The 19460-nt window shown below is 31.7% G+C and carries 20 protein-coding genes and 5 tRNA genes; 4 read left to right on the forward strand and 21 right to left on the reverse strand.

What is annotated here, in order from left to right; genetic code table 11:
- Positions 1-15: 15 nt before the first annotated feature.
- The 7 genes from G0Q09_RS02835 to G0Q09_RS02865 form a co-directional block, all read right to left on the reverse strand.
- Positions 16-1647 carry an ArnT family glycosyltransferase gene (locus G0Q09_RS02835; RefSeq protein ID WP_219033910.1) on the reverse strand — a complete coding sequence of 544 codons (1632 nt, stop codon included), beginning with the start codon at positions 1645-1647 and terminating at the stop codon, positions 16-18.
- Positions 1631-2266, reverse strand: a complete 636-nt coding sequence (locus G0Q09_RS02840) for a lipid-A-disaccharide synthase N-terminal domain-containing protein (RefSeq protein WP_219033911.1) — start codon at positions 2264-2266, stop codon at positions 1631-1633. The genes G0Q09_RS02835 and G0Q09_RS02840 overlap by 17 nt, the downstream gene beginning before the upstream one ends.
- The gene (locus G0Q09_RS02845) at positions 2266-2979 is read right to left on the reverse strand and encodes a glycosyltransferase family 2 protein (RefSeq protein ID WP_219033912.1); all 714 of its coding nucleotides are present in this window, start codon (positions 2977-2979) and stop codon (positions 2266-2268) included. Before G0Q09_RS02845 ends, G0Q09_RS02840 begins: the two co-directional genes overlap by 1 nt.
- Before the next feature lie 123 nt (positions 2980-3102).
- The gene (locus tag G0Q09_RS02850; RefSeq protein WP_219033913.1) at positions 3103-3990 is read right to left on the reverse strand and encodes a glycosyltransferase family 9 protein; all 888 of its coding nucleotides are present in this window, start codon (positions 3988-3990) and stop codon (positions 3103-3105) included.
- A gap of 283 nt (positions 3991-4273) precedes the next feature.
- Positions 4274-4978: an SDR family oxidoreductase gene (locus G0Q09_RS02855; RefSeq protein ID WP_038330800.1), complete on the reverse strand. Its 705-nt coding sequence runs from the start codon at positions 4976-4978 to the stop codon at positions 4274-4276.
- Between the two features lie 13 nt (positions 4979-4991).
- Entirely contained in the window at positions 4992-5768 is a 777-nt protein-coding gene (locus tag G0Q09_RS02860; RefSeq protein WP_125349992.1) for a hypothetical protein, read from the reverse strand.
- Between the two features lie 67 nt (positions 5769-5835).
- Complete coding sequence (locus G0Q09_RS02865; protein ID WP_371875724.1) at positions 5836-7272, reverse strand: amino acid permease; 1437 nt, start codon at positions 7270-7272, stop codon at positions 5836-5838.
- A 181-nt stretch (positions 7273-7453) separates the two neighbouring features.
- Here G0Q09_RS02865 and G0Q09_RS02870 point away from each other — a divergent pair, with 181 nt between their 5' ends.
- The 3 genes from G0Q09_RS02870 to G0Q09_RS02880 all read left to right on the forward strand — a co-directional run bounded on the left by G0Q09_RS02870 (position 7454) and on the right by G0Q09_RS02880 (position 9599).
- Positions 7454-8122, forward strand: coding sequence for a hypothetical protein (locus G0Q09_RS02870; protein WP_219033914.1), 669 nt, complete (start codon positions 7454-7456; stop codon positions 8120-8122).
- Positions 8119-8607, forward strand: coding sequence for a hypothetical protein (locus tag G0Q09_RS02875; protein ID WP_219033915.1), 489 nt, complete (start codon positions 8119-8121; stop codon positions 8605-8607). The genes G0Q09_RS02870 and G0Q09_RS02875 overlap by 4 nt, the downstream gene beginning before the upstream one ends.
- An 89-nt stretch (positions 8608-8696) precedes the next feature.
- The gene (locus G0Q09_RS02880) at positions 8697-9599 is read left to right on the forward strand and encodes a ketopantoate reductase family protein (RefSeq protein WP_219033916.1); all 903 of its coding nucleotides are present in this window, start codon (positions 8697-8699) and stop codon (positions 9597-9599) included.
- Positions 9600-9635: 36 nt separating this feature from the next.
- On the opposite strand, the gene G0Q09_RS02885 is transcribed toward G0Q09_RS02880, so the two are convergent.
- The 12 genes from G0Q09_RS02885 to G0Q09_RS02940 all read right to left on the reverse strand — a co-directional run bounded on the left by G0Q09_RS02885 (position 9636) and on the right by G0Q09_RS02940 (position 16756).
- A complete protein-coding gene (locus G0Q09_RS02885; protein WP_219033917.1) occupies positions 9636-10550 on the reverse strand; it encodes a hypothetical protein in 915 nt (304 codons plus the stop codon).
- Positions 10551-10597: 47 nt separating this feature from the next.
- A tRNA-Pro gene (locus G0Q09_RS02890) sits at positions 10598-10672 on the reverse strand.
- A 22-nt stretch (positions 10673-10694) separates the two neighbouring features.
- Positions 10695-10778, reverse strand: a tRNA-Ser gene (locus G0Q09_RS02895).
- A gap of 19 nt (positions 10779-10797) precedes the next feature.
- Positions 10798-10871 (reverse strand) — tRNA-Arg (locus G0Q09_RS02900).
- A gap of 24 nt (positions 10872-10895) precedes the next feature.
- Positions 10896-10970, reverse strand: a tRNA-Pro gene (locus tag G0Q09_RS02905).
- A gap of 51 nt (positions 10971-11021) precedes the next feature.
- A tRNA-Pro gene (locus G0Q09_RS02910) sits at positions 11022-11096 on the reverse strand.
- Positions 11097-11156: 60 nt separating this feature from the next.
- Positions 11157-12341, reverse strand: a complete 1185-nt coding sequence (trpB, locus tag G0Q09_RS02915; protein ID WP_219033918.1) for a tryptophan synthase subunit beta — start codon at positions 12339-12341, stop codon at positions 11157-11159.
- Between the two features lie 12 nt (positions 12342-12353).
- Positions 12354-13025, reverse strand: a complete 672-nt coding sequence (locus G0Q09_RS02920) for a phosphoribosylanthranilate isomerase (protein WP_125349945.1) — start codon at positions 13023-13025, stop codon at positions 12354-12356.
- Positions 13022-13807 carry an indole-3-glycerol phosphate synthase TrpC gene (gene trpC, locus G0Q09_RS02925; protein WP_125349946.1) on the reverse strand — a complete coding sequence of 262 codons (786 nt, stop codon included), beginning with the start codon at positions 13805-13807 and terminating at the stop codon, positions 13022-13024. The genes G0Q09_RS02920 and trpC overlap by 4 nt, the downstream gene beginning before the upstream one ends.
- Positions 13804-14790 carry an anthranilate phosphoribosyltransferase gene (gene trpD / locus G0Q09_RS02930; protein WP_125349947.1) on the reverse strand — a complete coding sequence of 329 codons (987 nt, stop codon included), beginning with the start codon at positions 14788-14790 and terminating at the stop codon, positions 13804-13806. The genes trpC and trpD overlap by 4 nt, the downstream gene beginning before the upstream one ends.
- Before the next feature lie 4 nt (positions 14791-14794).
- Entirely contained in the window at positions 14795-15358 is a 564-nt protein-coding gene (locus tag G0Q09_RS02935) for an anthranilate synthase component II (RefSeq protein ID WP_125349948.1), read from the reverse strand.
- 3 nt (positions 15359-15361) lie between these two features.
- On the reverse strand, positions 15362-16756 hold the full coding sequence (locus G0Q09_RS02940) for an anthranilate synthase component I family protein (RefSeq protein WP_219033919.1): 1395 nt from the start codon (positions 16754-16756) through the stop codon (positions 15362-15364).
- Between the two features lie 253 nt (positions 16757-17009).
- On the opposite strand from G0Q09_RS02940, the gene G0Q09_RS02945 reads away from it, so the two are divergent.
- A complete protein-coding gene (locus G0Q09_RS02945) occupies positions 17010-17786 on the forward strand; it encodes an enoyl-CoA hydratase/isomerase family protein (RefSeq protein ID WP_219033920.1) in 777 nt (258 codons plus the stop codon).
- Positions 17787-17859: 73 nt separating this feature from the next.
- Here G0Q09_RS02945 and trxA read toward each other — a convergent pair whose 3' ends face one another.
- Positions 17860-18216 carry a thioredoxin gene (gene trxA, locus G0Q09_RS02950; RefSeq protein WP_219033921.1) on the reverse strand — a complete coding sequence of 119 codons (357 nt, stop codon included), beginning with the start codon at positions 18214-18216 and terminating at the stop codon, positions 17860-17862.
- Positions 18217-18450: 234 nt separating this feature from the next.
- The gene (locus G0Q09_RS02955; RefSeq protein WP_219033922.1) at positions 18451-19086 is read right to left on the reverse strand and encodes a suppressor of fused domain protein; all 636 of its coding nucleotides are present in this window, start codon (positions 19084-19086) and stop codon (positions 18451-18453) included.
- Positions 19087-19460 lie beyond the last annotated feature (374 nt).

The raw sequence follows: 19460 nt of genomic DNA on the forward strand, positions 1-19460 counted from the left end.
TTACTCGAAATTTAATCACTTTTTTTGAATCAAATAATAGTTTCTTTGGATACGATCGTTATAATTTTTTTGATTTTTTGAAGAATGATTCAAATCGACCACACCAATTTTTTTGATTGAATAATTATTGAAATGATCCGCAAAAAAAGTAGAATCTGACGGACTTGCTAACATTCCAAATTTCTCTTCTTTCGGAAAGATAGTTTTCTTTCCATCGTTAATTGCAGGAATTGAAGTCCCATAATCCAACACTATTTCAGGAACAAAACTTTGCCATTCGTATGTTTTGATTTGATTTTGTTGTTCTAATTTTTTCAGATTTTTAGCAGAAGAATACAATTCTTCGGAAAAAGTTAATTTGGAAAGTGGAAATCCAAACGCAACAACTGAGCACATCAATAAAATAGTTGAGTAAAATATCTGTTCGAATGATTTTATCTTTAATCCTTTAAAAATTGAGATTCCTAAAATTAATCCTACGACAGCAAAAGGAATCGACCAAACCAAAAATTCTGACAAACGATCTTTTGTATAAATAAAAACACCAACTGAAATTGCGATTCCTATTATTCCGTATAAACCAAACGCAAAATTGGTAAAATATCGTTCAGTTTTATTTGATAAATTTTTGAATTCTAATCGTAAATATTCGATATAAAAGCCAATATTCATCGCTAAAGGAATTAAAACTGGTAATAAATATCTTGATTTTTTTTCTGGAATTACAGATAATAAAACCACCGATAAAATCGTCCATAACCAAGCAAATTGATAGGCTTTTTTGTTTGCAACTTTATTCTTTAGATAGGGATAAATCAAACTTACCAAAGCCGGAATTGTCCATAAACCAGATTGCGTAAAGAAACTCCAATAATAATAAATTGGGCGAGTATTATAGCTATGCCAATTGTTCACTTCCTTTTGAGAAGCCGCTAAAAAATGTTCTGGATCAAAATATTTCACATACATCATCCATGCAAATCCTACAACACAACCTAATATTATCGTTAAAATTGTAATTCCTAAATTTCTTCCTAATTTGTATCTATAAACAATAAAATAGGCAATTAAAAAAGGTAAAAATAACGCATACAACGAAACTGGACCTTTGCTCATTATCGAACAAGCCAACAAGAAAAATGCAGCAATAAAATTGAATAAATTAAATTTTGATGATTGAAATTCTTTCACCAAAAACAATATTGCTCCCATCACAAAACTATGCGTGTACATGTCCCAATTGTTATCTCTCCCTGAGAAAAACACGTAAAATGAAGTGATTAAAACCAATGAAGAATTAACAACTTGTTGTTTTGTTAAATCGAAATGCGTTAATGTTTTATAGAACCAAACGACTAATAAAATGGTAATTAGAACAACTGGAATGCGTAGCCAAAAAAAGTTTTCGAAACCAAAAACACTTCCAAAAAAAGCTGTAATCCAAGTTGGTAAAGGTGGCTTTTCATAACGAGGCAAACCGTTAAGCGTGGTAAAAATCCAATTTCCATCGTGTACCATTTCTCGCGCCGAAATAATGTTTCGAGCTTCCATAATGTTGGTTTGTAAAGCGCCAAGATTGACAAACAACATCAAAATTGTTACGATGATTAAAAATAAAACTGAATTTTGCTTAATCCACTGAACCATTTTTTTCTTTTCGTTTGATTAATATATTTCGAGCATAAACGATAAATCCCATAAAATGACCAACAAATAAAACGGGATCTTTTCGAATAATCGCGTAAATTAAAATCAACAATGATCCTGTTAAACTAATGACCCAAAATACCATTGGTAATTGCGATTCGTGTTTTCGTTCGGAATAAATCCATTGATAGACGAAACGAAATGTAAAAAGTACCTGAGATACGACTCCTAAAAATAAAAGCCACATCGGAATTTTTTCGTTTTTGAATAATAAATCTACATCAAAAATTCCGTTATTGAAGCCATAAAAAACAATTAATGCAGGAAAAATATACAGAAAAATACGTACTATTTTTGGAAATTCTTTCCAATGATTTTGAAGTTGAATATTTCTGATATAGATATAATACGTCAATGTTTGTCCCAACATAATTGAAAAATCATGACGCAAATAACCATATAAAAATAGCAAAACAGAGGCAAACAAGCTAACTTCCCAAAATAATTTTGGTGTAAGAACTTTTTTATTCTTTTCGGAAACAATCCATTGTAAAATAAGACGACTCGAAAAAAGTGCTTGTGCAAGAAATCCAATACTGATGATAACCCAATTTGGCATTATGCTCTTTCTTGAATTTTATAATTGATGTATTTTTTCTTCATCCAAACAAATGCAAAACAATCCATTAACGGTCCTAATAAACGATTCCATAAATTGAATTTTGATTCGCCTGCTATACGTGGAAAATGTTTGACAGGAACTTGAATTACTGTTCCGTTTTGTAATAAAATCATAGCTGGTAAAAATCGGTGCAATCCTTTGAACATCGGAATTTTTTTCGCTTTTTCAGCATCTATAACTTTTAATGGGCAACCTGTATCATCCATTCCGTCATTGGTAAATGCTCTACGAATAGAATTGGCAATTTTAGATGACATATTTTTCACGAAAGAATCTTTGCGATCTGCACGAACACCAGTCACCAAATCAAATTGATCTGCTAACTCTAATAATTTATTGAAATCTTCTGGATCTGTCTGTAAATCTGCATCAATATAACCAACCCATTTAGATTTCACTGTATCAAAACCAGCTTTTATAGCAGCAGATAAGCCATAATTTTTGTCAAAAGAAATATAATGAAAAGCTTGATTTCTACTACAAATCTCTTTCATAAGAGCCAAACTTTTGTCTTTAGAACCATCATTAATCAATAAAATTTCAGTCTGTTTTATTGACTTTGACAGATATTGATTCATTGTTTCTTCCAATCTTATCAAGTTATCTTCCTCATTATAAATTGGGATAACAATTGTAAACTCTGTTGACATTTTTATATTATTTCAAAGGACAAAGCTATGAAATTATCAAACGAAATTAAAATATTTTTATAGAAGTTAATTTACTCTATATCAAATCAATATAAATTTTATTCAATGATAAAAAACAGCTTTTTAAACCAATAATTTATCCATTTCTTGAATAAGAATCCTCTTATCTTCATTATTAATCAAGACTACAGCATTTCCTACTCCATAAGGTTTATAACGCTCTAAGAAGCTTTGATCTTTAAACAAACCAATTGTTTTTGTAGACGCAGCACAACTCAAATGCATCATACCAGAATCGGCTGCAATCACAAATTCGCAACTTTTCATCAACGCTGCAATTTCTCTCACATCTTTACTATAATAAGTAGGCAATCTATGATTTAACATCGAAATATTTTCGACAGGTAAAATTTCAATTAGATTATATTCTTGCGAATATTTTGGATAAAATAAATTATAAAATTCTATCCACCATTCCTCATCATAACATTTTACACCTGTTGCATACGTAAAAAACGCCAACGTTCTCTTTGAAGGATCTTGAATCAATTCATTTAACATTTCTACTCCTTTCAAAGATTCTTTCTCTGTTAGCTGAATATTTAGAGTTGGAATATCTAAATTCCCTTCTTTATTTTTAAATAATTCTAAATATTTTCTGAATTGATAAACTGGATATTGTGCTTGATGAATATGAATTTCTTGGTTCGAATTCATTTCAAATTCATTTCCAAAAATTTTATACTTAGAATTTGCAAAAGAAGTTGAAAGTCGTCCTGAAGATGAATTTTTATCAACATTAATGACTAAATCGTAATTCTTTTTTTTGATTTTTAGCCAAACTTTAGCGTATTGAATCAATTCTTTGAAAGGTTTTTTAGGTAATTCAATAATTTGATCAACTTGTGGATAGTTCTCAAAAATAATCGTGGCAACCTTACCTTTTACAAATAAGTCAATTTTAACATCTGGATTATATCGGATAATTTCCTGAATCAAAGGTGTAATCAATAGAATATTTCCTAGACGCTGATTGGGTCTGTATCAGTACTCTATTAAGTTCAAGAGGTTTTTCTTTGTCTATCTTTGGCAAATTACCATCACCTATTCCTCCTGTTAATCGACGCATAATTGTACGACGAAAATGATTGACTGATTTTTTAAAATTCATTAAAAAGTGCTCGTTAAAAAAATACCTTTATTGTATTCTTATTTTTCCACGAAACTATGTAAACTATTGGTAATTACGAAATATTTTTTTCATAAAAAAAGATCTCTTATCGAGATCTTTAAATTATTTTGTTTTCGTAGGACGAACTTCTATTTTACTTGGCAAAACATTTGGATTCATTTTCAATAAATCAACTACCATTTGTCCTAAATCTTCGGGCTGAATTTTCCATCCATCCTCCGAATTTGGCACATGATCATTAAAGTTTGAAGTCACAGAACCAGGCATAATCGTTGTACATTTGATATCATAATTTCTCAAATCTAACATCGCTGCTTGGGTAAAACCGACAACGCCAAATTTCGAAGCATTGTAACCCGCTCCATTCGCAAAGAAATTTGTTCCCGCCAAAGAAGCAATCGAAATATAATATCCTTTCGAAACTTTTAGTGCTTCAACAGACGCTTTTATTGTATGAAAAACTCCTGTCAGGTTAGTATCAATCATCGCATTCCAATCTTCTAAAGAAAGTTCATCAACTGGCGCAAATTTTCCTAAACCAGCATTTGCAATCACAATATCCAAACGTCCAAACGCAGAAATAATTTGCTCAATTGCATTTTGTTCATCTTCGAAATGTCTCACATCCGACTGAATAGCCAATACATTTTGATTTCCTAAATAATGACGAGCTTTTTCAACATCATCAATGTTTCGTCCAGAAATTGCCACTTTCAAACCATTTTCTACCAATGATTTTGCAATTCCTAATCCAATTCCTTTTGTTCCCCCCGTTATATAAGCTACTTTACCTTCTATATTTTGCATAATTATTTTAGTTTTATTTTTGGTTCAGCCAATTCCATTTACCATCTTTTCGGTAAATAAATCCGCCTTCTTTTGCGTTATCTTGATGCACATAAATCGCATCATAATCTAAAGTTACGATTTCATTTTTAGAAACTCCATTTAAATTTCGTTTCACTCCATCTTTATAATTCGAATAAAGTGGCGTTCCTTTTGGAATCATCATCAACGTTCCGAAATCATAATTTGTAATTTTGAACGGATCTTTTGCTCCTCCCAAACCATAAATTTGACTTCCTTTTTTCATATTATTCACAATAAATAAACGGATATTTCCTTTTGTATCAATCATTCTATATAAATAATCCACCACACCGTCACCAAAAAAGTCGCCTTTAATTGCGAAGCATTTGTAAGCTGTTGCTAAATAAAATTCGCTAAAAGCTGGGTGCGTAGAAATTTCTGTTTCGAATTGATTGACAAAATTTTGTTGTGTGATTAAATAACCACTAAACGCATACAAATCGCCTTGAGCAGAAGAATCATTAACTCCTTCATCCAAAATTAATTTAGACGAGCTAACATCTAATTTCACCCAGTTTCCACTTTTTGCTTTCCCATTATCTTTAATTGCAAACGCTTCACCTTTTTCTGAAATTTTAACAGGATATCCATACGGAATTTTACCAATTCGTTTTCCATTCGGACTTGTTCTAACTGTCAATCCTTCTTGCGCTATAACTTGATAAATTTCTTGTGAAAACACAATAGAACTCATCATCAAAATGAATCCAACAACTATTTTTTTCATGATGTAAAATTAAAAAGCTTCAAGTAATCTTGAAGCTTTTATATGAACTATTTTAAATTAAAATTTATCAAGAATTCTTAGTCTTTTTATTTTCTTTTACAATTCGATAAGCGATGTAAAGGAAGATCAACCAAACTGGAATTAATTCTACTGAAATTTTAAGTCCTGTAAACCACATAATCACTAAAATTCCAAATAAGAAAATTAGACAAATATAATTACTGATAGGATACAAGAAAGATGGAAATAATGTTTTTGTATTCTCCAAATTCTTTTGTTTTCGGTATTTAAGATGTGTTATCGAAATCATAATCCAGTTAATTACCAACGAAGAAACCACTAAAGACATCAATACATGAAATGCATCTTCTGGAATTATTTTATTAATTAAAATACAAATTGCTGCGAAAAAAGATGAAACTAAAATCGCCATAACAGGGACGTGATTTTTGTTTAATTTTTTTAAGAATTTAGGCGCATTTCCTTGTTCTGCCAAACCATATAACATTCTACTATTACTGTAAACAGAGCTATTGTAAACTGATAAAGCAGCCGTCAAAACAATAATGTTTAGTGCATTGGCAATTAATCTTGAAAAATCAATTGTGTTACCAAAAATATTTAGTTTCAAATGATTCAAATTCTCAAAAACCATTACAAAAGGACTACTTTTATCCGTAATCGTTTCCCAAGGAGCTAACGAAAATAAGATAATTAATGCTCCAACATAGAAGATTAAAATTCTATAAATTACTTGATTGGTTGCTTTTGGAATTGTTTTTTCTGGATTTTTAGCTTCAGCAGCTGTGATGCCAATCAATTCTAAACCTCCAAAAGAAAACATAATAAGAGCCATTGCGGCGAATAATCCACTAAAACCGCCTTCGCTATTACCAGATAACCAACCTTTTGGAAAAAAACCTCCGTTGTTCCAAAGATTTTGTATTGTTGCTTGTTCACCTCCAGTTCCGCTTATTAATAAGTAAGCTCCGAAGATTATCATAGCAATAATGGCAATTACTTTGATGATAGAAAACCAAAATTCAGCTTCACCAAACATTTTTACTGAGCCTAAATTCAATGCGTTAATCACAATAAAAAAGAACAAACTCGACGCCCATAATGGAATTTCTGGCCACCAAAATTGTACATAAATTCCGATTGCAGTCAATTCGGACATACTTACTAAAACGTAAAGAATCCAATAATTCCAACCAGAAGCAAATCCAGCAAAAGATCCCCAATATTTATATGCAAAATGACTAAAGCTTCCTGAAACAGGCTCGTTAACAACCATTTCTCCTAATTGGCGCATAATAAAAAAGGCTATAATTCCTGCAATTGCATATCCCAAAATAACAGATGGTCCAGCTAAAACAGCAGCAGGTCCAATTCCTAAAAACAAACCAGTTCCAATCGCGCCACCTAAAGCAATCAATTGAATATGTCGGTTAGTAAGGCCTCTTTGTAATTCTTTTTCTTCAGTATTATTTATTTGACTCACGTGTGATGTATTAATTTGTTAAATATATGTAAAAACTATTTTCTAAAAGAACAATTTGAAGAATTGTCTTGTTTGAATTAATATAAAGAAAATGCTTTAATAATAAATTTTATTCATGTTAAATCATCTAAAAATTGAAAAAATATTCAATAAAATTTCTAATTATATAAAAATCAACCTTATGAAAAAACTACTTTTTACTTTTCTATTGACTCTATTCACCTCAGTTCAACTTTTTGCAGATGGACCTTTTTTATATTCTTTACCTTTTGGTTCGAGAGTTTATCCTGATGAAACGATCTTAGAAAAAACGAAAGAAAAAGGAATTGATTATTCTACTTTCGAAAAATATATGTTGGATAATAATATAGAATTAGGCAAAAAAGTTGGGCTTCTTTCTGAACTCGAAGTTTATTTTGTGGTGAATGATAATCAAAAATCATATTTTGTTGATTATAAAGAGAAATTTAAAAAGTCAGTTGGAAAGAAATTTGGAACTAAAACTCCAATCAATGAACGATTTTTAATTGCGTTGATGGATGATTACGATATAGAATCTCCTAAAGTAGAAGTATATCAAAAATTTGTTGATGAAAATCCTCAAAGTAAAACGATGCAATTTGTGAATATTTTTGCTTATAATTTTAATCTTATTTGGGATGATGATAAAAAAGATTATTCTTCTATGAATGATTTTATAGAAAAATATCAAGATAATTGTTTGCAAAATTTTGAGAGTTTTAACAACGATACTTCTGCCGATATTTTTTCTGAATTTGAAGAGATTATTGCGTTAGGATACAATTGCGATTATGCTTTGAATGTCTTGCTCCTGCAAATAATCGATTGAATATTCTGAATCAAAAAACAGGATTTACTTTAAATAAAATTGCAAATGCAGAACCAATTCCAAGAATGGTTGTGACGTCAAATGCTTCTCAAATTGGATTGTCGGCTTATGAATGGTTAGGTGAGGAAATGATGTTAATTTCAAGCTTGAAAATTTCGGATGAAGAGAAAACTCTTCTGAATTATTTTGCCGTAAATGAAACATACAATTATATCAATCATGTCAACAATCTATATGTTTTATTTGAAGCGATTCAGAAAACGCCCTCACAATTAGCGAAATCTGCGAATAATAAATCTGTTGAAAAAATTGCTTCAAAAGATAATTGGAAGAAAATAAATCAATTGTATGATGTTTTTAAAAAGAATTTTCAAAAAGACAATGAAATAGCTGTAGATTCTAGCTCAAATCTTGATGATTTGCGTAATTTGATTTATTCTTTGTATCTCAATCCAAAAGAATTGTCTAAGGTTTATAAAAACTAATTATAACCGAAATATTAAATTTTTTCAAAGACTTAAATTCGTAAATGTTGCTGATTTTATTTTAAATTTAACTTCTAAATAGCAAAAAAATGAAATCAATTTATTTTCTTGGATTGGGAGCTTTAGGAACAAAATATGCAGCGAATTTTTATGAATATAATCCAGAAATTGTAAGTGTAATTGTAGATGAGGAGCGAAAAAATCGATACGAAAAATCGCGAATCTTTGTGAATGATAAAGCGTATGATTTTAATTATGTCACAAAAATCAAGGATAATAATTATCCAGATTATATATTTTTAGTCGTTAAAAGTTCGCATTTACAGCAAGCGATAGAAGATATGAAACCTTTTGTTGGTGAAAACACAATGATTGTAAGTTTGATGAACGGAATTTCTTCTGAACGTGTTTTGGCAGATCATTTTGGATGGGATCGTGTGGTGAATGCAGTTGCGTATATGGATGCTGTAAAAGTTGATAATCGTGTGACGTTTTCGAGTATTGGAAAAATTATTTTCGGAAAAATAGATTCAATCAACCATGATAAATTAGTCGATTTACATGAATTGATGAATGATGCGGAAATTCCAAATCAGCTGTCGGATGATATTCAGAAAGCACAATGGGCGAAATATTTGGTAAATGTTGTTGGAAATCAATTGACATTTTTGTTGGAGTTTCCATATGGACAATTTCGTGCCAATGAACATCTCGAGGTGTTAATGGATATGATTTCTAACGAAGTTCTTGCGGTTGGGAATGCACATGGAGTTGCAATTGGTCAAGAAGAAGTGAATCGAATGAAATCTACGATGAAAATTGTGGATGAGTTTGGAAAAACTTCGATGTTACAAGATCGCGAAGCAAAACGATATTCGGAAGTGGATGAATTTGCAGGCGAAATTATCAGTTTAGGAAAACAATATAATATTCCGACACCTTACAACGAGTTCATTTATAATATGGTAAAATCAATCGAAGAAACATATTAAAATAGTCATAAAGTCATTCAATTTTGGATGACTTTTTTATTTGAAATCAATCGCTTTTGGATAAGCAACTTTCTGAATAATATAAATCGATAGCATAAAAAATATACTCATGATTAATGTTGCAACAGGTAAATATTTTATCGAGTCAGAAGGTAAAATCATTGGTAAAATAACCATTGCAAAAGCAGGAGGTAAGCGTAAATCTGTTAATTTCAAAATAAACATTACGATAATTAAATCGATCAAGCCAATGATTATCCAATTATCAAGATAATGCATCATCAAACAACCAGCCATCGTCGCCATAAACATTACAAGAATACGTTTTAGACGTACGGTTAATTTTAATGTTGGATTATTTAAAGATTCAAAAGAAATTACGATAATAGGTGGAATAGCAGAGAAATGTGCAAAACCGCTAAAATAACAAGCTGTAAACCAAACTACACATAATCCGATTAACCATCTGTTATGGCTTGTATAAATCATTGGAACCGCATTTTCAGTTGGTTTTAGTTTGAATATTTTTATTGATAGAAAAAGTAAAAAGACAAATAGAAATATCGCATATAGAAATACAAAAGATTCTGTATTTGTAACAATTGGTAATAATCCCGTAGCTAATGCTGGCGCAAGTTGACTTTTAAAAATTTTCAGGACAATTAACATTGCAACCAATACCAATGCTAATTTGAATGATAATATAATCGGTAAAAAATTAATCCCAAATCCTAAAATAGCAGTTATGGATGGAAGTAAAAAAATATGAAATGGTCGTTGTAGCCATTTATTTTCTCGAAACGTTAAAATTCCGACAGATAATGCAGCAACTTCTGGTAAAATAATTTCTTTATCATCATAAATCATTGCTGTTCCAATCATGATTAAAATAAATAGAAAAGCGACAGAGTATGAGACAAAAGATTCTTTATTACCTAAGATAGATTTCATGAAATAAATGTATAAAAAAAACCTTTGCAAATATACAAAGGTTTTTGTCGGGGTGGCAGGATTCGAACCTGCGACCTCCTGCTCCCAAAGCAGGCGCGATGACCGGGCTACGCTACACCCCGATTCGGTCATTCAAAAAAAATGCGGAGAGACAGGGACTCGAACCCTGGCATCGGTTTCCCGATGACAGATTAGCAATCTGCTCCATTACCGCTCTGGCACCTCTCCTGGTTTTTAATAAAACGTGTGATCCAGTCAGGATTCGAACCTGAGACCTACTGCTTAGAAGGCAGTTGCTCTATCCAGCTGAGCTACTGGACCGATCCAAAAATTCATTGAATTTTGTCGGGGTGGCAGGATTCGAACCTGCGACCTCCTGCTCCCAAAGCAGGCGCGATGACCGGGCTACGCTACACCCCGATTCGGTCATTCTTTTACGATAAATCTTTCTATTTTCGGATGAAAATTTTGTCGGGGTGGCAGGATTCGAACCTGCGACCTCCTGCTCCCAAAGCAGGCGCGATGACCGGGCTACGCTACACCCCGATAGATTTCATTATCGTGGGTGCAAATGTAAGGTGATTTTTGAAAATTAACCAAATATTTTTAAGAATATTTTTCGGAAACTTTCATATATGTTTCTAAATCTTTATCTCCTCTTCCTGAAAGATTCAGAATCACAATGTCTTGCGGTTTAAAATTAATTTTTTCTAAAGCAGCTAAAGCGTGAGAAGATTCTAATGCAGGAATGATTCCTTCCTCTTTTGTCAACATAAAAGCAGCTTCCAAGGCTTCATCATCTGTTGCATTTAAGAATTCAGCACGTCCAGTTTTGAACAAATGCGCATGTAAAGGACCAACGCCAGGATAATCTAATCCAGCCGAAATTGAATAAGGTTCAACAATTTGTCCATCTTTATCTTGCATCAATAATGTTCGACTTCCGTGAATAATTCCTTCTGTTCCTTTGATAGTTGTAGCAGCAGTTTCTCCAGATTCTACGCCCAAACCTGCCGCTTCAACCGCGATTAATTTGACAGAATCATCATTTAAAAAATGATAAAAAGCTCCCGCAGCATTACTTCCGCCACCAACACAAGCAATCACGTAATCAGGATTTTCTTTCCCATATTTCTCTTTCATTTGTGCTTTAATTTCTTCTGAAATAATCGCTTGGAATTTCGTTACCATTGCTGGATAAGGATGAGGACCAACTACAGAACCAATGATGTAAAAAGTTTCAGGATTATTGATCCAATAACGAATCGCTTCATTTGTTGCATCTTTCAAGGTTTTACTTCCTGAGGTTGCTGGAATAACTTCTGCACCTAACATTTTCATTCGTGCAACATTTGGTGCTTGACGAGCAATGTCAATTTCTCCCATAAAAACGATACATTCTAATCCCATCAACGCACAAACAGTAGCAGTTGCAACACCATGTTGTCCAGCACCAGTTTCGGCAATAATTTTGGTTTTACCCATTCGTTTTGCTAAAAGAGCTTGACCAATCGCATTATTGATTTTATGTGCACCTGTATGATTCAAATCTTCTCGTTTTAAAAGAATATTGGTGTTATATTTTTTGGAAAGATTTGGTGCAAAATACAATGGACTTGGACGTCCAACATAATCTTTTAACAACAAATTAAATTCATTTTTAAATTCGTCTGTATCGACATATTTTGCTAAAGCTTCAGATAATTCTTCACAATTATGATGTAATAACTCTGGGATAAATGCTCCTCCAAATTCACCATAAAAACCTCTTTCGTCAACTTCGTATTTCATTTTGTTTCTTTTTTAATTTTGTTCAATTCGTCCATCAATTGTATCGATAAACTGTTTTACTTCGTCAGTTTTTTTTATTCCTGGTGCTGACTCAAAACCACTATTGATATCAAATCCAATACATTTCGGATGCTGAAAATTTTTCAAGATAAATGCATCTTCAAGTGTTATTCCGCCACTTAATAAAAAGGGTATTGATAACTGATAATTTGTTAACAATTGCCAATCGAATTTCTTTCCAGTTCCTCCGTAATTATTTGATTTTGTATCGAAAACAAAACTATCAATAACTTGTTGATAAGTGGTTAATTGTTGAAAATCTTCAATCGATTTTATGCCAACGGCTTTCCAAATTTTAAAGTCTAAAAAGTTTTCATCAGTTAATAATCGTTGATGTTTTTGATTGATTAATTCTTCACAAAAGTCAGCTGTTTCATCACCATGTAATTGGACAACATCTAATTTATATTCTTCAACTTTTTCGAGAATTTTCTCGACTGATTCATTCACGAAAACGCCAACTTTTTCTGCATTCGGAAAAACTTCAAAAATAGATTCGTCTTCTACAAATCTTTTTGATTTTGGATAGAAAATAAAGCCTACATAATCGGGTTCGATTGCTGCAATTTCTTTAAAATTTTCGATGTTATTATTTCCGCAAACCTTTACTTGAAAACGTTTCATTTTGATTCTTTTACAAATTGCTCAAATGCTTGAGATGGATTATCTGCTTTCATAAAATTTTCACCAATTAAAAATGCCTGAAATCCAGCTTGTCTTAATTCTTTTACTGTTTTAGGATCAGAAATTCCACTTTCCGCAACTTTAATTAAATCGGTTGGTAATTGTTTTAAAATTTGTTTTGATTTTTCGATATCAACTTCAAAATTTTTCAAATTACGATTGTTAATTCCAATCAAATCAATGAATTCATTTACCTTTTCTAATTGATCTTCTGAATGTAATTCCAATAAAACTTCTAATCCAATTCCCTTAGCAGTTTTAGCTAAATTATAGACTTCGTCTTTTGTTAAACATTCTGCAATTAATAACATCAAATCTGCACCAATCGCTTTTGTTTCGTACACTTGAAATTCATCAACAATAAAATCTTTACGCAAAACAGGAATATTCAACACTTCTTTTGCTTGTTTTAAATCATCAAAACTTCCGCCAAAAAATTGCTCATCTGTTAAAACAGAAACGACAGAAGCACCAAACTTTTCGTAACCGGAAACAACTTCTTTTACATTTGCGTCTTTGTTAATAAAACCTTTCGATGGTGATTTTCGCTTAAATTCTGCAATAATTCCAGATTTTAATTTATCTAAAATTGAAGCTTTTGTAGATTTAACAGGAAGCAAAAAATTTTCTGAATTTCTAAAACTTTCTATTGATTGAGTTTTCTGTTTTTCTAAAATTTCAATACGTTTTTGCGCGACAATTTCGTCTAATATCGTTTTCATGGTTTCATTAATTTTTGGAATACATTCAATGCTTTTTTACTGTCTAAACTTTCGTTCGCAATTGCTACACATTCGATTAAATCTTTGGTTGGATAAATTGTTTTAAGCGCTAAAGCAGCATTTGCTAAAACAACTTCTTTTTGTGCTTTAGTTGAATTTCCTTCTAAAACGCTCAAAAATATTTTTGAATTTTCTTCGATTGATTTTCCTCCTTTTATCTCATCAGGTTGAAGAATATTTAAACCAAAATCTTTACTTTCTAAAACAAATTCCCCCGAATTATTGAACACTTTTGTAGGCGATGTCAACGAAACTTCATCATAACCAGCCAACGCAGTCGAAATCGAATATTTCACGCCCGAATTTTGCATCACATAATGATATAATCGAGCAGTTTTGACATCATATGTTCCTAAATTTTGAAATTCTGGTTGAACAGGATTCACCAAAGGCCCCATTAAATTGAAAAATGTTTTTATCGCCAAACCTTTTCTAATCGGAGCAACTTTCGCTAAAGCCGGATGAAAGAGTGGCGCATGTAAAAATGTAATTCCAACTTCTTCGAACTCACGTTTTAATTTATCTTGATTAACAGAAAATTCGTAACCAAAATTATCCAACATATTCGAAGAACCGCTTACAGACGACGTTCCGTAATTTCCTTGTTTAATAATTTTCTCTCCAGCTCCAGCCAAGACAAAACAACTCAATGTCGAAATATTAAAAGTGTCTTTTCCGTCACCGCCCGTTCCTACAACATCAATCGCTTGCTTTGGTAAATTAACTTTGATGCATAAATCTAACAACGCTCGACGATATCCTTTTAATTCTTCCAACGTAATGTTACGCATATTAAAAATGGTCATAAATGAAGCTAATTCGACAGCCGAATATTTTTCTTCCGAAATTTCCACCATAATTTGATAGGCTTCATTTTCGCTCAAAGTATAATTTTCGAATAATAAATTTAATAATTTTTTCATCGTTTTAAGCTTCTAACCAATTCTTAATCATCTCATCTCCAAGTGGTGTTAAAATAGATTCTGGATGAAACTGAACACCGCGAACATCATACGTTTTGTGACGTAAAGCCATCACTTCTCCTTTTGGACCAACTGCTGTAATTTCTAATTCTTCAGGAAAATCTTCATTTGAAACTACCCAAGAATGGTAACGTCCAACTTCTAATTTTTTTGGTAAATTTTGGAATAACACTTCGTCTTTTATTACTTCAATTTTAGATTCAACTCCGTGAAAAACTTCTTGTGTATTTAATAATTTCCCTCCAAAAACTTCTCCAATTGCTTGTTGTCCTAAACAAACGCCAAAAATAGATTTTGTTGAAGCATATTTCTCGATGATTGGTTTCAATAAATTGGCTTCATCAGGAACTCCTGGACCTGGAGAAAGTAATATTTTATCATAATTATTCACATCTTCCAAAGTAATTCCATCATTGCGAACAACGGTAATATCATCGGCGAATTTCTTTAATGAATGCACTAAATTATAGGTGAACGAATCGTAATTATCGATAACTAAAATTTTCATAGTTTATAGGTTTTGAGCGATTTCTATTGAGCGACGAAGCGCTCCTAATTTATGATTGACTTCTTGTAATTCATTTTCTTCGACCGATTTGGAAACAACTCCAGCACCAGCCTGAAAATATAAGGTATTTTGTTTGCTGACGAACGTACGAATCGCAATCGCCATGTTGATGTCACCGTTGAATCCTAAATATCCAATTCCGCCACCATAAACGCCACGATTTTGATTTTCGTAACCGTCTAATAATTCCATTGCTTTGAATTTTGGTGCGCCAGAAAGTGTTCCAGCCGGAAAAGAGTCTGCAAAAACTTTCATCGTATTTACGCTTGGATCCAATTGAGCAGTTACTTTTGAAACCATGTGAATCACATGCGAGAAATACTGAATTTCTTTGTATTGTGCGACTTTTACATCAGCAGAATTTCGACTTAAATCATTGCGAGCCAAATCGACCAACATCACATGCTCTTCATTTTCTTTTGGGTCAGCAATTAATTTTTCGGTCAATTCTTTGTCCAAAGTTGGACTTCCAGTTCTGCGAACTGTTCCTGCAATAGGATGAATTTCTGCATGATTATTATTAATGATAATTTGCGCTTCTGGTGAAGATCCGAAGATTTTATAATTTCCGTAATCGAAATAAAACAAATAGGGCGAAGGATTTACAGAGCGTAAAATGCGGTAAACATTAAATTCGTCACCCGAAAATTTTTGTTTGAATTGACGAGAAGGAACAATTTGGAAAACATCTCCACGGAAACAAGATTGTTTACATTTTGTCACCATTTCTTTGAATTCATCATCTGTTAAATTCGATTGAATTTCACTTTCTACATTAAATGGATATTCAACAATTGATTTGTTATGAACAACACTTTTAATTTCAGAAAATTTAGAATCTATTTCATCATTTTGAAATTCGATGAATTGAATTTCATTGTGAAAATGATTGAACACCACAATATTTTGATAGAACGAATACGAAAATTCTGGAATCGTTGCTTCGTTTCCTTTTGCTGAAAATTTTACTGTTTCAAAATGTGGAATCGCATCCCACGCAATGTATCCAAATAAACCATTTACAGGTAAATCTTCTCCATTTTGAATCATAAACTGACTTGTAAATTTTTTGAATTTCTCTGTCAATTCTTGACCATTCAACGCATATTCTTTTGTTTCTCCATTCGCATACGTTTCATTCACAATTCCGTTTGTAACCTTAAAAGTTGCGATCGGATTTAGACAAATAAAAGAGTTAGCATCTGTCTTAGAATGATAGTCAGAACTCTCTAATAATAAGGCATTCGGATAAATATCTCGCAATTTCAAATAAAGCTGAACAGGAGTTGTTAAATCGGCTAAAACAGTTTCTTTCTGTATGTTAAAAGTTAAATTCATTTGTTAAATATTTAGGTTTAGAGCACAAAAAAAGGCTTGTCGGTTACGACAAGCCTTTTCTACATATAACTGCATAGAGGTCTTACGAACCAACGTTTTGTTGTTCGATATTCCACCACCAGTTATTTGTAAATAATGTTTTCATTGGGACAAATTTAGGAAGGATTTTGAATTGTACAAATTATTTTTTGATAAATTTTTTAGTTGAGTGAACAATTGATATTTTTGAGTGAATAATAAAAACACAAACAAAATGGAATATAATTATAACAATCTGATTGTTGAAGTAGAAAATAAAATTGCATTAGTTACCTTAAATCGTCCGCAAGCATTAAATGCATTGAACAAAGATTTATTAGATGATATTTCAAACTTTTTTACAGACGCAGATTCTGATCCCGCTATTCGAGTAATTATTTTAACAGGTTCTGGTGAAAAATCTTTCGTTGCTGGTGCTGATATCAAAGAATTTGCAAGTTTTGATGGTCGTCAAGGTGAAAAATTAGCTGCAAAAGGACAAGAAAATGTTTTTGATAAAATTGAAAATTCTAAAAAACCTGTAATCGCCGCAGTGAATGGTTTTGCTTTAGGAGGTGGTTTAGAATTAGCGATGGCGTCTCATTTTCGTATAGCATCAACCAATGCAAAATTAGGATTACCAGAGGTTACATTAGGTTTGATTCCAGGTTATGGAGGAACGCAACGTTTGCCAAAATTAATTGGAAAAGGTCGTGCAATGCAGGCAATTATGACAGCAGATATGTTTACAGCTGAACGCGCGTATGAAATTGGTTTAGTGAATGAAGTTGTTGAGCAAGCTGAATTAATTGATCGAGCAAAAGAAATTGCGACTAAAATTTCAAAAAATTCTTCTGTAGCGATTCGTCACGCGATTCGAGCGATTAATGCGTCAGATAAAGACAATGGTTTTGAAGTTGAAATTGAAAGTTTCGGAAATTTATTTGACGAAGAAGATTTCAAAGAAGGAACAACTGCTTTTGTTGAGAAAAGAAAACCTAATTTTAAGTAAATTTACATAAGCAAAAAAATCCGCTCAATGAGCGGATTTTTTAATCGACTTTGGCTGCAAAGCAAACCTATTTTTAAATATATTTTTTGATTTCTGCCACCAATTGTTCTTTTGGCCTTGCTCCACTTTGTTTCCATAATAATTCACCATTTTTGAAAATAGCAAAAGTCGGAACTCCTTGCACTTGATATCGTGCAGCTAAATCTTGATATTTATCAACATCCACTTTTAGGATTTTGACATCACCTCCCAATTCTTCTTTCACTTGTTGCAAAATTGGCCCCATCATTTGACAAGGACCACACCAAGTTGCAAAAAAATCTAACAAAACTGGTTTATCTGAATTAATAATTTCTTCAAAAGTCATCGTTTTTGATTCTTCTTGGTTATTTGATTGATTTTTATTTCGGTTGAATAAATTTTTAAACATCTTTATTTTTTCTTCTTAAATATACTAAAAAAGCACTTCCGAAGAAGTGCTTCATAATTAGTTTTACTAATTATTAACCTAACCTATGAAAAATTTATTCTACTGTTAGTGCTACTAACATTTAGATATAATCAAAACAAATACCAATTTTAAAATACTGACAATCTGTTTTTTACATTTAACATAATTTAAGAAATAGGCTAACGCAAATATGTTTTATTTTAAAAATTTCTACTATAATTCACACACAAATTTTGGATTAACTGATTTTATTTCAGCTATCACTGACATTATTTCTTCTTTGGTTGAATTCTCTTCCAATCTTTTCAATTGTTCCGAATTCAAACCAATCATTTGTATAAATATCACTTTACCATGAGGCGTATCAATTTCATCTAAATCATCATCCTTGATAAAAGCCAAACCAACAATATCCGTTTCCGAATCTGTACGAATTGGACCTCCTAATGGTAAAAACTGGTATTCATCAAACCAAACTTTTGTTTCGTTCACGAATCGCCCCAAATTATTCATTAATTGAACTACCCAAAAAGGATCTTCACCATTATCATCTTTAACAGGTTTCACGCGGAAAGAAAACTCAAATCCCCATTTACTAAAATCCGCTCCTACACTTTCCTCAGAATAGTATAAATGCGACATTCCGTAACTCACCAAATGATAATAACCATTCACATTAAAAACCGCAACGCCATCAATTGGATCATCTCCACCTTGAAAAGACATCACCTGCGGCGAATAAAAACGAGGCTCTAAAGTCCCATAAACTTCTTTTAAGCGATTTTCGATCGCAATTGCACCAACCGCTTGATCTGATTTATATTGTTTTTTGTATTCTTCTAAATTCATGATGCAAAAATAGTTTATCCAATCTTAATTCTCAGTTAAAGACATAAAAAAAGAGAGCTTCTTGTTAGAAACTCTCTTTGTAGTAGCGAGGACCGGACTATATAATATTCTCTGTATCTCTCACTATCACTAAGATTTTTTCATCTATATTTTTTATGTATGCCTAATTGTATGCCTTTAATATGGTTTACCAATAGAAACACCTAATTATTTACCAGGAGTTATAAAAATACTACATTGACACAAGATGTAATCTTCCCCTTGTTAAGAACACTTAAAAGTAGAGTTTTTATTTAATATTATTGTATTATTATTTTGATTAATTTGAAATGTAGGAAAATCATTAGGATTTTTGACCTTACCATATTTCAATA

The organism is Empedobacter falsenii (assembly GCF_019308355.1).
In the GTDB taxonomy this organism is placed as follows: domain Bacteria; phylum Bacteroidota; class Bacteroidia; order Flavobacteriales; family Weeksellaceae; genus Empedobacter; species Empedobacter falsenii_B.

What these genes read in the sequence shown, in the direction of transcription:
- G0Q09_RS02845 (WP_219033912.1), bottom strand. Translation starts at nt 2,979, where the DNA reads ATGTCAACAGAGTTTACAATTGTTATCCCAATTTATAATGAGGAAGAT.
- G0Q09_RS02920 (WP_125349945.1), bottom strand. Translation starts at nt 13,025, where the DNA reads ATGAAACGTTTTCAAGTAAAGGTTTGCGGAAATAATAACATCGAAAAT.
- G0Q09_RS02855 (WP_038330800.1), bottom strand. Translation starts at nt 4,978, where the DNA reads ATGCAAAATATAGAAGGTAAAGTAGCTTATATAACGGGGGGAACAAAA.
- G0Q09_RS02835 (WP_219033910.1), bottom strand. Translation starts at nt 1,647, where the DNA reads ATGGTTCAGTGGATTAAGCAAAATTCAGTTTTATTTTTAATCATCGTA.
- trxA (WP_219033921.1), bottom strand. Translation starts at nt 18,216, where the DNA reads ATGTTTAAAAATTTATTCAACCGAAATAAAAATCAATCAAATAACCAA.
- G0Q09_RS02860 (WP_125349992.1), bottom strand. Translation starts at nt 5,768, where the DNA reads ATGAAAAAAATAGTTGTTGGATTCATTTTGATGATGAGTTCTATTGTG.
- G0Q09_RS02940 (WP_219033919.1), bottom strand. Translation starts at nt 16,756, where the DNA reads ATGAATTTAACTTTTAACATACAGAAAGAAACTGTTTTAGCCGATTTA.
- G0Q09_RS02880 (WP_219033916.1), top strand. Translation starts at nt 8,697, where the DNA reads ATGAAATCAATTTATTTTCTTGGATTGGGAGCTTTAGGAACAAAATAT.
- G0Q09_RS02840 (WP_219033911.1), bottom strand. Translation starts at nt 2,266, where the DNA reads ATGCCAAATTGGGTTATCATCAGTATTGGATTTCTTGCACAAGCACTT.
- trpB (WP_219033918.1), bottom strand. Translation starts at nt 12,341, where the DNA reads ATGAAATACGAAGTTGACGAAAGAGGTTTTTATGGTGAATTTGGAGGA.
- trpD (WP_125349947.1), bottom strand. Translation starts at nt 14,790, where the DNA reads ATGAAAAAATTATTAAATTTATTATTCGAAAATTATACTTTGAGCGAA.
- G0Q09_RS02935 (WP_125349948.1), bottom strand. Translation starts at nt 15,358, where the DNA reads ATGAAAATTTTAGTTATCGATAATTACGATTCGTTCACCTATAATTTA.
- G0Q09_RS02945 (WP_219033920.1), top strand. Translation starts at nt 17,010, where the DNA reads ATGGAATATAATTATAACAATCTGATTGTTGAAGTAGAAAATAAAATT.
- G0Q09_RS02955 (WP_219033922.1), bottom strand. Translation starts at nt 19,086, where the DNA reads ATGAATTTAGAAGAATACAAAAAACAATATAAATCAGATCAAGCGGTT.
- G0Q09_RS02870 (WP_219033914.1), top strand. Translation starts at nt 7,454, where the DNA reads ATGAAAAAACTACTTTTTACTTTTCTATTGACTCTATTCACCTCAGTT.
- trpC (WP_125349946.1), bottom strand. Translation starts at nt 13,807, where the DNA reads ATGAAAACGATATTAGACGAAATTGTCGCGCAAAAACGTATTGAAATT.
- G0Q09_RS02885 (WP_219033917.1), bottom strand. Translation starts at nt 10,550, where the DNA reads ATGAAATCTATCTTAGGTAATAAAGAATCTTTTGTCTCATACTCTGTC.